Source organism: Photorhabdus stackebrandtii (assembly GCF_011189495.1).
GTDB classification, from domain to species: Bacteria; Pseudomonadota; Gammaproteobacteria; order Enterobacterales; family Enterobacteriaceae; genus Photorhabdus; species Photorhabdus khanii.
The window spans coordinates 1-13,634 of record NZ_PUJV01000036.1 but is presented as its reverse complement, the minus strand read 5'-3'; the positions used below and the strand labels follow the sequence as shown (position 1 = coordinate 13,634).

Below are 13,634 nucleotides of genomic sequence, written 5' to 3'. Positions count from 1 at the left end.
AAATTTATATGAACGCAAGAACTGACTATTTTATTCAGTCCGCATTAGAGGTTTTTGCAGAGAATCTCCTCGGTATTGTGGAAACTGATTCATATCTCCGCCAACCTGATTATTCTTCTCGGTGTGTGAGGCATTTCTACGTGATTGTACCTGATAATTTCGTCACAGGTTGCATTGCATCACTAAGATACCTTCAGGCGGAGTTTTTTGAGTTTACCTTAAATTATCTTACTATTAGTGAGTTATCATATTATCCGCCTCATTGTATGTGGCAATTTACTAAAAATTCTTGGCTCTTACGGTCGGAAAAAATCAATGATGTGATATTCCCTAATATCAAAGGGAATCTTGATATATATAGACAAGCAGTCTTTAGTGTTGCTCATATTGCGCGTCTTTATTACCTCAGAAACTTGACGCCAAAGACTCACGTTTGGGGAGTACGCCAGCTTGGGTGGGCAATGCGTTACGCTGAATTGGGGCTATATCGTTTGCTCGAATCGACGGAACTATCCTGTATTCACAAAAATAGTGCGTATGCTTTGAAAGCACCAACAGAAGACCTTAATTGGTTGATCACTTGCAATACATCCTGGCAAAAGTTCGAAGAAGAACTTTTGTCCAATATTAATGTTTTTCGTGATTCAGCGGCACGGTTAAGTGGAATCGCGGAGTACTATTCGACATTATTGCAGCACTTGTACCCGGAGACACGTATTGTTCCAGCACATGGTAAAGTAGACGATCTTCTTTCATTACAACCCCTCATTGATCAAGTGATTATTCTCTTAAGGCAGTTTATTGGAGATAGATTATTAGCCTTTTATCTCCATGGTAGTGCTGCCCGAGGTGATATGCGAAGTGGTTCAGATATAGACTCTATCGCTATCGTGGATGAAGTCGATACGGTTATTCTTGAAGCAATCCGCTCAACACAATCTAGGTTTAAGGATTTATCCATCTCCGTATATAGCGCATCGAATGTTCACCAATATCCTAGTTTCAGAGCATATGCGCTCATTAATGGAACTAAGCGTGTTTATGGCAATCTCGCTTTAGAAATGAAACCATCATTGAAAAGCGATATATATGGTATTATTAACAACCTATTTACTATAAGGCAAATAGCTCGTGCTTATCTGGTTTCTGGTACATATGGACATCGGGCACATTATATGCTTGGACTGATGATGAAACTCACTGATCACGGTTGTTTGCGCCCTTTACAAACCCTAAAAAGTGGTTTCTATCCAACTAAAAAAACTCAGGTTTTGGAATACTACAGAGACAACGAAATTCTCACCGACATTATTAAATATACCCAAAACCTAAAAGAAGATGAGAACACGCTAAAGCAAAAATTGCTTATTGGAAGTCGAACTGAATTAGAAAGCTTATTTTATTCATTACTTGACGCGTGTGAAATAGTGGCAGAGAGACTAAACATGGTACAAGTCGAGAAGTCAATTTCATAGACGGCATGACCATAGTTCTCTCAGCTATAAATATTACGATGAGTAAAACATTAATTCGGATCTAAACATAGTCATTAGCTAGTGCAATAATTTAATTATTGTAATCCTATTTATACCAATGTGTCAGTTTAATGCACATATTTTATTAAGAGGAATGAAGCATGACGTCTAAAATATTGGAAAGATCAATTAACGAATTTTTTGAAGTACAACAATTATCAGACCAAACTATTCTCAAGCCAAATCGAAAAGTGAAGATGAAGATCCTTGATGAAGGTTTAATGCAAACTCGTAGGGCTGGTTTCAAGTCGCACATGAATACTGCTCTCCTTTGTTTCAGCCGTGCTGCTGGTTGGTTGGCCCATTACTATGACAGTATTGACAGTAAAGCGCCAATTCTGCGACCACAGGAGCTGTATTTATGAAAATAAAGCATAAGCCAGTACGGAAACTAATCGTATTTGGATGTGGTCCTCACTTTCTAAATAGATACTTAGATGTTCTATTGGAGTACCGCGATACCATTGAGGTTATGCTTATAGTTGACTTGAAATGTCGAGAAATGAAAATTCGCTGTGCATTAGATGAGAAAGGATTAAAACCCAGAGCGTACTTGTTCCTTGATGAAAAATACAGAAATTATCCGGATTCAGACGAAATTCATAAGTTACTTTCTGCAATTCCAGAAGCCCATAAAGCTGATGCTGTCATAGTGAGTACTGAACCAAAAGCCCATAAAGCATATGCTCTATGGGCAGCCGCAAATGGATTGAACGTGTTCATGGATAAACCAATAACTGCACCTTATTCATCAAACGCGGAAAATTTAATGACAGATTTCTCAGAACTATTGACTACTTCGAGAAAAACCAACAGTAGATTTGTAATCAGTTGTGAACGTCGAATGCAATTCGGATATAGATATGTGGAAAAGTTTCTAACTGAATTCATGAGCTCATTCCAAATACCTATCACATCAATGCATGTTCATTTTGGTGGCGGGTGGTGGGTAATTCCATCGGAAATGCTCAATTTGGAAAACCATCCACTCAAATACGGTTATGGAGTATTATTTTATTCTGGGTATCATTATTTAGATCTCGTTGCTCGCTTTGCACTTTACAATAAAACAATACAGGATATAGACCTCCTGAAACCACATGTCAAGACAATGGTAGTACGCCCAAATGCGCTGGCGGAAGCTTTACCATTTACGATTTATTCACATGCCCTTAAGCAAGAGGATAAAAATCAAGATCAAATTGCACATCAATTGTTGGATTATGGTGAATTAGACTTCTCAGTAATAGGAAGTTATTCCAAAGGTATTCAACATCGAATGTCTTTCAGCATGGATTTGATGGAAACAACCTTATCTGGAAGGATAATGCCGAATAGTATTCCAAGCGATGGACGGATACGACAGGAAATCGTCAATATTCATCTCGGGCACTTTTGCTCAATTAGTATCGTATCGAATTCTTTCCGGAAACTGACAGACGGTAACACGATACCGGAAGATTTCAGCATAACTATTGCTACCCATCCAATGTTTACCCGGCGGGGTGAACAGGCTGTGTTACGAATTAACCGCAAAGATCTATCACAGTTAAATCCAAGTCTCCCTCTATGCTCGGGCTTGAATGTCCACGCAAGAAAAGAGCAGCTTCGTGATTTTTTAAGTGGTGGAGACGCGAACTCAGAGTTATCAACTCACGAAAATTCAGTTGCATTGCTTGCTGCTGTTTATGAACAGGCCTCTAAGACAAACACTGTTCCTCAATAGCTCAAGTAGAGTAGAAGCCGAGTTATGAACGAAAAATTAGATCTGCTACCTTTTACTACATTTGTTCGAGGTTTTCTTTTTTGGGCCGCAGCCACTGCGACTATAGGTTATATACCTTTGCTTGTAGAAGCTACGGACTTTTCCACAACACAAGCAGCAGTTTTTCTATCGGGAACTGCTATCGGGAGAATGGTCTTTCAGCCTATTATGGGGCAATTCATCTCACCTAAAAACTGTTTACAGGTATATGTTGGTGCATTAATTGGGCTTATGTCTTGTAGCTTCTGTTTATTCCTTTTCAGCAGCCCTGTTAGTTTACTGTTGTGTTCTAGGCTTCTGGAAGGTGCTTTTTTCTCAGGATTCATTATCTCTTGGCGAACACAGCTTAATAGATTCTCCCAAGCTCCGAATTTTGAGTCGGTGAATGATAGCTACGTTATTTCCCAAAATGCTGGGCGTTTAGCGGGTCCAATGGCAGGTGGGATTATTGCTGCGAAATTTGACCTTTATAGTGTTTTCTTATTCTCAGCAATTCTGTATTCCTTGTGTCTGATAATATTGCCCAAAAAATCTGCTATCACGCCTATTGACAATCATAATAGTGAACATATTCGGATAACGTACATTCAACTCCTGAGTCGTAATTGGAGATTACTCTTGGTTCACCATCTAGAGTTTATGTGCCTTGGTTTATGGTTAGCCTCATGGCCCATCTTCGCTGTATACGCTTGTGGATTCAATTCAATAGAGGTTGGCTATTCGTTCGCTATTGCGGCTGCGGGAGGTTTTTTCGTGTTACCGTTGCGTAAGCTATTGCGAAAAATAACTTTAAAGGCGCGATTCGTTATTTCCCTTGTGCTTTTGTTTTTGCAACCGAGTGGTGCTCTTTTGATATCAACTCACTTGGGCCTTTGGATAATGTTATTATTGGGTGGGCTTGGTAGTACTATTTATTTTACAGCTTTTCATCAGTTTTTATCGAAGACTTATCCTGTTGAACAAATTCCTGCAATTTATGGATTCTTAGGCACCAGTACATTTTTAGCTCAAGCGATCGGCCAAGCTGTAACACCATATGCTCAGCAATTTGGCGGAATTGAGGCACCAATTATTATCGACGCTATATTGCTTCTTATCATGATATCAATTGCTTTTAGAATATATAAAAAAGGGAGTGAAAAATATGATTTGTTCTAATTCATTCTTAAGTGAATATGATGGTGTCGCACTTTCACCTATTTCATTTCTAAGAAGGGCAGTACTGAGTAATGGAGATGGTATTGCTGTCATAGATGGAGAATGTCGTTGGACTTGGCACCAATATGCATCTCGGTGTGAAGGGCTTGCAATATCTCTGAAAAAAATTGGCGTTTGTAAAGAAGCAGTTGTGTCCGCGCTTCTACCCAATATACATGAACTTCTTGAATTGCATTTTGCGGGTCCAATGGCAGGTGGTATATTGAATGTGCTCAGTACCCGAACAGACTCAAGCACTTTAAATTTTATATTTAAAAAACTTAATCCTAAAGTATTGTTCATTGATAGAACCTTTATTTCACTGTTGGATGATATTCCTCTAGATAACCAAGTAAAGATCATTGTTGTTGATGTGGACGGTGTAGTCACTTCAAAATCAATTTCTGACCGAGAATTTATTCAATATGAATCGCTGATAATTACGCACAGATTGGGAGAGTTGTCTTTTTCTCTGCGAGATGAACAAGAAGCGATCAGTATAAATGTAACTTCAGGAACAAGTGGACAACCTAAACTTATTGTCTATTCTCACCGTGGCGTGTTTCTAAATGCCATTTCTAATGTTTTGGATTGGGATATACCAAAGCAACCGACGTTCTTATGGACATTACCAATGTTTCACTGTAATGGGTGGTGTTTTCCGTGGGCTATCACTGCTCGGGGAGGTACACACATCTGTATGCGCAAGTTTGACGCAGAAGAAGCGGTATTGTTAATGCAGAAGCATAAGGTAACGCACTATTGTGGAGCGCCTATTGTCCATTGCGCATTAGGTAATATTGCTCGGAAGCAAGGGCTGCATTTTGAGGAGAAAATTAATGGATTAGTTGCAGGTGCGCCGCCTACAGAGATGATGTTTGCTCTATTAGATTCCATTGGAATAACAGTAACACAAGTATATGGTATGACTGAGACATATGGGCCTGTTGTTGTGTGTGAAGAAAAGGTCGATTGGGAGAAGCTCCCCAAATCTGCAAGAATATCTAAGAAAATGCGCCAAGGTATTGTCTCAAATTTACAAGGTCAAGTTTGTGTTCTTGAGGAAAATACGGGATTACAGGTGCCTTTTGATGGAAGAACTGTCGGTGAACTCGTAATTCGTGGGAATATGGTTGCATCTTATGATCCAGATCGGCATGTGACTCTTGATGCAGCAAGTAAATGGCTTTTCACGGGGGATCTAGCTGTTGTTGAAGATGATGGCTATGTCAAAATTATAGATAGAAAAAAAGATATTATTATTTCTGGTGGTGAGAATATTTCCAGTCTGGAACTGGAAAATTCACTGTCAAACTATCCTGGTGTTTTAGCTGCGGCTGTTGTGGCAAAGCCAGATCCACATTGGGGTGAAGTACCGTATGCATTTATAGAGCTTGAAGAAAATTCATCAGTTACAGAGTATGAATTGAATGATTATATTTGTACGGTAATAGCACGGTATAAGCGTCCTAAGGGATATACTTTTTTAACTTTACCCAGAAACGCAAGTGGAAAAATCATAAAAGAGCAATTAAGGCAACTAATTAGGAATTCCTGAAATCTCAAGGATGGGATTTCGTATTATGACTGGGAAACTGAACTATCTGTAAGTTGCCAAGCCTGCCCAGACCGCTGTTCTCGGGGGTACTTTTTGGCGGCAGGTTGTCAATTTACCAGAGCTGATCACTGACCCGAATATGAATACCCGGATAAACTCGCATATTATTTCCAGTATGGTTCAGGCGGAATCCATCAGTTTCTTTCAATTCTTATCTTTCTGTTCGAGATATATCCGATAATCTTGTGGTAACATTTATCCTGAAAGACTTCTATTGATTGATGTTAATGTCTTTAATGTCAGATTTCTGGTTAGTTGATACAGTAATAAATTGAAAATAATAACGTCAATTATATTTTTCATAGTAATAATATGAGCATAAATAAAATTAACACAGAAAACATTAAAACAGTTTTCTTTACGATTGGTGATTCAAGATGAATAGCACTAAAACAATCAATATCCAAGATGTTATTAATAATCAAAAACTTTCGAAAGTGCAATGGCAAGTATTAATTCTCTGTTTCTTAGTTGTTGTTATTGATGGTTTTGACACTGTATTAATGGGATATATTGCACCGGCAGTGATAAATGATTTTAAAGTAGAAGGTGTTATTCTTGGTCCGACTATGAGCGCTGCCCTTTTTGGATTATCGTTGGGTTCGATTTTTTCTGGCCCACTTGCAGATCGGTTTGGTCGAAAGTCAGTGCTGACAACGTCAGTCACTGTTTTTGGCCTATTAAGTCTTGCTACAGCTTTAGCCGGTTCAATACAGACGTTAACTATTTTGCGTTTTTTGACTGGGTTAGGTCTTGGTGCCGCAATGTCAAATGCAATAACCTTAATATCTGAATATGCACCAGAGCATCGGCGATCTTTGTTAATAAATATCGTTTTTTGTGGTTTTCCTTTTGGTGCAGCGGTAGGAGGAATAGTGTCTGCATGGATTATTCCACATTTTGGTTGGCAGGGAGTTCCGATTTTAGGGGGTATTTTGCCATTATTTCTATCTCTATTTCTCTTTTCTCTATTACCTGAATCACTTAGGTATCTGGTTTTGCAAGATGGTTCAGAAGGTAATATAAGACGAATTTTATCTAAAATGACCAACAATTCTTTAAATGATATAAACAAGTTTATCTTTGATGAAGAAGAAATTATACATAAGTCGTCAATCAAAACAGTTTTATCCAGTCGATTCTTACTTGGGACAGCCATGTTATGGATAACCTATTTCATGGGAGCATTGGTTTTTTATGTTCTGACAAGCTGGATGCCATTTTTAATGAACGATTTTGGTTTCAGTATTAGTATGGCAGCAATACTGACAGCATTATTTCCTTTAGGGGGCATAATAAGCGCTGTGTTTGCCGGTTGGCTAATGGATCGAATTAATCCTCATAAGGTGGTTGCAACTAATTATATCCTAACGGGTATTTTAGTCTTTTTTATTGGTCAGGGGGAAAATGTATTATTACTGAGTGTTTGCATATTTTTTGCGGGGATAGCAATGAATGGTGCCCATGCGTCAATGGGGGCTATCTCCGCACAATTTTATCCGACTCATTGCCGGGCCACGGGTGTTGCCTGGATGTTAGGATTTGGAAGATTCGGCGGGATTTTCGGTGCGTTATTTGGAGCAGAACTGATCAGATTTGAATTAGATCATAGTAGTATTTTTGCAATTTTAGCTATTCCCGCTATTTTAGCTGCTTTAGCATTAATATTTAAGGATGTGAGTTATAGAAGGCGTAGATAGATAACTTTATAAAGAGATTATATACCCTATAGATTTCAAGATGCTTCGCGACGGCAAGGGAGCGAATCCCCGGGAGCATAGCGAACTATGTGACAGGGGTGAGCGAGTGCAGCCAACAAAGAGGCAACTTGAAAGATAACGGGTATAGATATATTTAATTAATGTCATTCTTATTATGACTTATTTCGGTAACTGATTGGATAGAGATAATATAAAGTTTTATTAATGTGTTTATTGATGGTAATAAGTATCAGAAAATGGTGAATGTAATCCTTGTTATATAATTATTCCGACACCTTAAGTTTGAAGGATATTAAATTGAGGTTCTAATTTCATAACGCGACAATAAATATTGTTAAGTATTAGGGGAATGATATTATTTTACTCTCATAGAGTAATGCACAATGAAATTATTTATAATCCTAAATCATTTCGTCATGGTATTAAATACAATGCTGATTATATTAGTTTTGTGATCTTGCTATGATAAAATAATATATAAATGAGCTAGTTTTAATCTGTGTTTATTTCTTTTTCGGTATTGATGTTCAGATGTTTTTTTTGCTGTTGAAAAGTAATGTCTTATGAATTATTTTAATCTCGTTTTATATTTTCATATAATTGAATATTTAGGTGGATTTTTTGTTTTTCAACAAGTTAAACTTATTTTTTGGTGTTTTGTCATTATTGGGATAGAGGACTTATTCTACCAGTTACTGTCAAGGTAAACTTTTTGATCATTTAAGGTAAACCAGTTTGGTTGATCTTTCAAAGTACCTGATTTATTTTTGAAATAATTTTAATTAGGAATTAATTGAAAGCAGATAAAATAAAGTTGTGATTTGGTATTTACACATTATAAATGAGGTTAACTATCCCATTTATAATAGTGTAATTTAGTGTTAGACCATAAAAATGGTAGCAGATTAGTATAACGCATATAAAGAATACGAATGAAAAAGGAATGTCTTATTTAAGCTTATAAGATAAATCATTTATTCCATTGTCGGGGAAATTAGCGTCGGAAAATTATTAATTAGCGGTTATTAACCGGATTATGGCATCCAGTATCTGTTGATGTCAGACAAGTCCGTTTTCATTTCTTGGGGCAAGAAATAAGAAAAAAACATGAGTAGTGACTGTCGGGAATGACAGTTTTCGAATTTATAACAATTCGTTGGGGGAATAGATGAAAGAGAATATTGTTAAATTGGGAAATGTTCTTAAAACTGAGCTTGTCTCTCAGACGTCAGAAAATATAACTAATGTAAGTGACAGTTCACCACAGACTCAGCATGTAAATAAGATCCTCCAGGCACTGATGCCCAGTGAATTATTTTGGTATGAGCGCCTTGCTGCTTTGCAACCACTCCAGTTACCTTTCGAAACCGCCGGGGAGCAAACGGAACCCAGTTGGGTAATAAGTGCCTGGCAGTCTCCACTGCCAGGAAATAGTGAAGAAGATCCATTACGGCTACTATTGCAGACGTTTGTTGTTTATCTTGCGCGTTTGACTCATCAAACCAAATTCCAAATTGGTTGGTGCGTGGATGAGGAAAAAGATACACCAAGTAGGTTAACGGGGTTGGCACCTGTGGTGCCCATGGTCGTGGAGATAGCGTTTGATAAGCCGTGGAGTATGGTAGCTGACGGGATTGATGACGAGCTGACCCGGCTGGCTCAGCATCGTACATTTAGTCTTGATTTCCTCTCCCGTACTCCTTTACTGCGCGCTATTCCGGCGTTGACAACAACCCGGCCGTGGCGGATTGCCATCTCTGTGATACAGGATGACAGATTGTGTGATCAGGAGATGCCCGGCGAGTTGCTAACCCTCCAGATCACTGCACAGGGCGGTTTTCGCTGGATATACGATGCAAATAGCTTGAGTGCGGAAGAGATTCTGCGGATGAGTGAACACTTGCAGGTGTTGGCCCTGTCGAAAAAGGTGGATGATGACGTTCCCGTCCGGCAGCTTAATTTATTGCCTGAGACTGAACGTACATTATTACTGGAAACCTGGAATGCTACTCAAACACCGTATCCCGACCAGTTATGTATTCATCAGTTATTTGAGCAACAGGCAGAGAAAACCCCGGAGGCCATCGCGTTGATCGAAGGGGATAAAACTCTCAACTATGCTGAGTTGAATGTCCGTGCTAACCGGTTGGCCCGCCAACTGATTGAGCAGGGAATTAGCCCAGATGAACATGTGGCGATATTATTAGAACGATCCATCAAGTTGGTGGTGGCGCAGTTGGCGATCCTCAAGGCAGGTGCGGTTTATGTCCCTGTTGATCCCAGTGTGCCGGACGAGCGGAAAATCTGGCTGATGAACGATTGCTCCGCTAAGTTGTTGATCACCGATGCGCAATCTGATATTCCGTCTGGCCTCCCGGTGCCGCTGTTTCGCTTCTCCGATGAAGCGGATACCCGCAGAGAAGAAGATCATTTTAATCCAGATTTACCGCGATCCAGCACCGGGTCAGCATATATCATGTATACCTCTGGCTCGACTGGCACGCCCAAAGGGGTGGTGGTACCTCATCGTGCTGTGGTCCGGCTGGTTATTAATAATGGCTATGCCGAAATCGAACCGGATGAGCGGGTTGCTTTTACGGCTAATCCGGCGTTTGATGCCAGCACGTTTGAAGTCTGGGCGCCGTTGCTCAACGGCGGTACGCTGGTGGTTATCGACCATGCCACGTTGTTGACGCCCCACAAGTTAGTACCGGTGTTACAAGTGCATCATGTCACGGTTCTGTGGCTGACTATCGGGTTGTTTAACCGGCTGGTGGCAGAATTATCCCCGGTTCTGCCACAGATTAAAGTGCTGATTTTCGGTGGAGATATCCCCGATCTGCATATCATTGCTCAGGTTCTGGATAGTCATCCGCCACAGCAATTATTACAGGCTTACGGACCGAGTGAGGGAACTACCTTTACCACGATGTATCCTATTGAGGCCTTACCGCAGGGTGTAACTCGGATCCCGATTGGCCGGCCGATAGCGAATACCCGGGTTTATCTGCTGGATGATGACGGTCAACCGGTACCGATAGGAGTGATCGGTGAGATTTATGTGGGGGGAGATGGGGTTGCCTGTGGTTATCTCAATCGCCCTGAGTTGACCAAGGAACGTTTCCTGGTGGATCCGTTTAGTGATCAACCGGATGCCCGTATGTACCGGACTGGGGATTTGGGCCGCTATCTGCCGGATGGCAATCTGGAATTTCTTGGCCGTAATGATCAACAGGTGAAAATTCGTGGTTTTCGGATTGAACCGGGGGAAATTGAGGCCCGGCTGGTGGAATACCCGGCAGTGCGTGAAGCGCTGGTGTTGGCGCTGAATGACGGGCAAGACAAACGTCTGGTCGCCTATGTAGTCGCGTCGGCGGATGATGGATTGGTTAACAGCCTGCGCAGCCACCTGAGTGCCATTTTGCCTGATTATATGGTACCGGCGGCGTTTGTGCGTCTGGATGCCTTCCCGTTGACGCCAAACGGCAAGTTGGATCGCCGGGCGTTGCCTGCGCCTGGGCAGGAGGCTTTTGCCCGTCAGGTCTATGAAGCCCCGCAAGGTGAAATGGAAACTGCACTGGCGGCTATCTGGAGCGAGTTACTGGGTATTGGGCCGATTAGCCGGCACGACAACTTCTTTGCTTTAGGCGGTCATTCATTGTTGGCGGTACGGATGATGAACCGTGTGACTGCCCTGGGGGTGGAGCTATCGTTAACTGAGTTGTTTAAAGCGCCTTCTTTAATGGCCTTTGCTGAAGTGGTCATCGCCCGGCTTGATGAACCGTGCGGGACATTGCCCGTCATCATGCCGATATCCCGCGAGAGAGAGTTGCCGTTGTCATTTGCTCAACAGCGCCTGTGGTTTCTCGCGCAGTTTGATGGCGTCAGTGATACTTATCATATTCCAATGGCATTGCGTTTGCGTGGTCAGCTTGATATTGCCGCCTGGCAGCAGGCGCTGAATGTTTTGTTTGCCCGTCATGAAGCGTTACGTTCGGTATTTATTACTGTCGACGGTCAGCCTCAGGTACAATTATTGGTGTCGGACAGTGGATTACCGTTGTCACAACATGATCTGCGCGGTACCCAAAAGGCCGAAACGGTGCTTGAACGTTTGCGTACCGAGGAAATTTATACACCATTTGATCTCCAGCGTGGTCCGCTTATTCGCGCTTGCCTTATCCGGCTCACGGATGACGAATATCAGTTTTTACTCACCCAGCATCATATTGTTTCCGATGGTTGGTCTATCAATGTGCTGGTACGTGAATTAAGTACCCTCTATACGGCGTTTCTGGCAGAACAAGCGGATCCATTGCCTCCGCTGGCGATTCAATATCCTGATTATGCTGCCTGGCAGCGTCAGTGGTTGTCGGCTCGTACCCAAATTCAATCCGACTATTGGCGTGAGATGCTGGCGGACGCGCCGGTTCTGCTGGATTTACCCACTGACCGGCCACGTCCGCCAAAGCAGTCGTTTACCGGGAATGTTGTGCCTGTCACTCTGGGTGTGGAATTGACGGCGTCCCTTAAACGTTTGAGTGAACAGCAGGGTGTCACGTTATTTATGACGTTGTTGTCCGCTTGGGCTGCGGTTTTGTCGCGCTTGTCAGGTCAGGATGATGTGGTGATTGGTGCACCAAGTGCAGGCCGCAGTCGTCAAGAAGTGGAACCGTTGATCGGTTTCTTTGTGAATACGTTGGCGTTGCGCATTGACTTATCGGATGAGCCGAATGTGGCTGAGTTGCTGGCTCGGGTGCGACAAGTCACACTGATGGCACAGGAGCACCAGGATTTGCCGTTTGAACAGGTGGTGGAAATCGTACAACCGCCGAGACGACTGGCGCATACACCGTTATTCCAGGTGATGTTTGCCTGGCAGAACAATGAAAATTCTGAGTGGGAATTACCGGGGTTGGCTGTATCACCGGTCGATCAAGCCTTTGATGTTGTTAAGTTTGAGCTTGAATTAAACCTATTTGAGAAGGAAGGCAGGGTTGTCGGTCATCTTGGTTATTCAACCGCCCTGTTTGATCAATCGACAATCGAACGACACATCGGATATTTGCACATGGTGCTGCAAGCAATGATCGCTGATGTTCAGCAGCGGATCGGGGAAATTGACATTCTGGCACCAGCGGAACGTAAATTGTTGCTGGAAACTTGGAACGCGACGGAAGCCGCGTACCCGGACCAACTGTGCATACATCAGTTATTTGAACAACAGGTAGAGAAAAACCCGGGTGCGATAGCATTGGTATATGAAGAACAGCTCCTGAGTTATACGGAGTTGAATGTCCATGCTAACCGGCTCGCGCATCAGCTGATTGCGTTGGGAGTGGTGCCGGATCAGCGGGTAGCGATTTGTGTGACACGTTCACCGGTAATGGTGGTGGGATTGTTGGCGGTGCTGAAAGCTGGCGGTGCTTATGTGCCGCTAGACCCTACCTATCCGGGTGAGCGTCTGGTGCATATTCTGAATGATGCTGCACCGGCTATTTTGCTGGCGGATGAAGCCGGGCGGGTTGTGTTGGGTGAAGCGGTTCTGGCGACGCTAACGGTACTTGATTTAAATATCCTGCCGGATCAGCCGGACAGTAATCCGCAGGTACCTGCATTGACTTCACGGCATCTGGCCTATGTGATTTACACTTCCGGATCTACAGGCACCCCGAAAGGGGTGATGGTCGAACATCGTGGTGTGGTTAATCTGGTATTGACACAAATTGCCCGGCTTAACATGCGTGTAACCAGCCGGATGTTACAGTTTGCTTCATTCAGCTTTGATGCCAGTGTTT

The 13,634-nt window shown here is 42.2% G+C and carries 7 protein-coding genes and 1 pseudogene; all 8 read left to right on the top strand.

Going from position 1 to position 13,634, the window contains the following annotated elements; translation table 11 throughout:
- Positions 1–8: 8 nt before the first annotated feature.
- Positions 9–1,475, top strand: a complete 1,467-nt coding sequence (locus C5470_RS19460) for a nucleotidyltransferase domain-containing protein (protein WP_166291362.1) — start codon at positions 9–11, stop codon at positions 1,473–1,475.
- Between the two features lie 161 nt (positions 1,476–1,636).
- Entirely contained in the window at positions 1,637–1,900 is a 264-nt protein-coding gene (locus C5470_RS19455; protein ID WP_166291360.1) for a citrate/2-methylcitrate synthase, read from the top strand.
- Positions 1,897–3,261, top strand: a complete 1,365-nt coding sequence (locus C5470_RS19450) for a Gfo/Idh/MocA family oxidoreductase (protein WP_166291358.1) — start codon at positions 1,897–1,899, stop codon at positions 3,259–3,261. The genes C5470_RS19455 and C5470_RS19450 overlap by 4 nt, the downstream gene beginning before the upstream one ends.
- Before the next feature lie 24 nt (positions 3,262–3,285).
- Positions 3,286–4,458: an MFS transporter gene (locus C5470_RS19445; protein ID WP_166291356.1), complete on the top strand. Its 1,173-nt coding sequence runs from the start codon at positions 3,286–3,288 to the stop codon at positions 4,456–4,458.
- Positions 4,445–6,055, top strand: a complete 1,611-nt coding sequence (locus C5470_RS19440) for an AMP-binding protein (protein ID WP_166291354.1) — start codon at positions 4,445–4,447, stop codon at positions 6,053–6,055. The genes C5470_RS19445 and C5470_RS19440 overlap by 14 nt, the downstream gene beginning before the upstream one ends.
- A 52-nt stretch (positions 6,056–6,107) precedes the next feature.
- Positions 6,108–6,272, top strand: a pseudogene (locus tag C5470_RS19435) (autoinducer-2 kinase); the annotation flags it as partial.
- 220 nt (positions 6,273–6,492) lie between these two features.
- Complete coding sequence (locus C5470_RS19430; RefSeq protein ID WP_166291352.1) at positions 6,493–7,815, top strand: MFS transporter; 1,323 nt, start codon at positions 6,493–6,495, stop codon at positions 7,813–7,815.
- A gap of 1,189 nt (positions 7,816–9,004) precedes the next feature.
- Positions 9,005–13,634 (top strand): non-ribosomal peptide synthetase (locus C5470_RS19425; RefSeq protein WP_166291350.1); only part of this gene is annotated, 4,630 nt, incomplete at its 3' end.

What these genes read in the sequence shown, in the direction of transcription:
- C5470_RS19460 (WP_166291362.1), top strand. Translation starts at nt 9, where the DNA reads ATGAACGCAAGAACTGACTATTTTATTCAGTCCGCATTAGAGGTTTTT.
- C5470_RS19455 (WP_166291360.1), top strand. Translation starts at nt 1,637, where the DNA reads ATGACGTCTAAAATATTGGAAAGATCAATTAACGAATTTTTTGAAGTA.
- C5470_RS19450 (WP_166291358.1), top strand. Translation starts at nt 1,897, where the DNA reads ATGAAAATAAAGCATAAGCCAGTACGGAAACTAATCGTATTTGGATGT.
- C5470_RS19445 (WP_166291356.1), top strand. Translation starts at nt 3,286, where the DNA reads ATGAACGAAAAATTAGATCTGCTACCTTTTACTACATTTGTTCGAGGT.
- C5470_RS19440 (WP_166291354.1), top strand. Translation starts at nt 4,445, where the DNA reads ATGATTTGTTCTAATTCATTCTTAAGTGAATATGATGGTGTCGCACTT.
- C5470_RS19430 (WP_166291352.1), top strand. Translation starts at nt 6,493, where the DNA reads ATGAATAGCACTAAAACAATCAATATCCAAGATGTTATTAATAATCAA.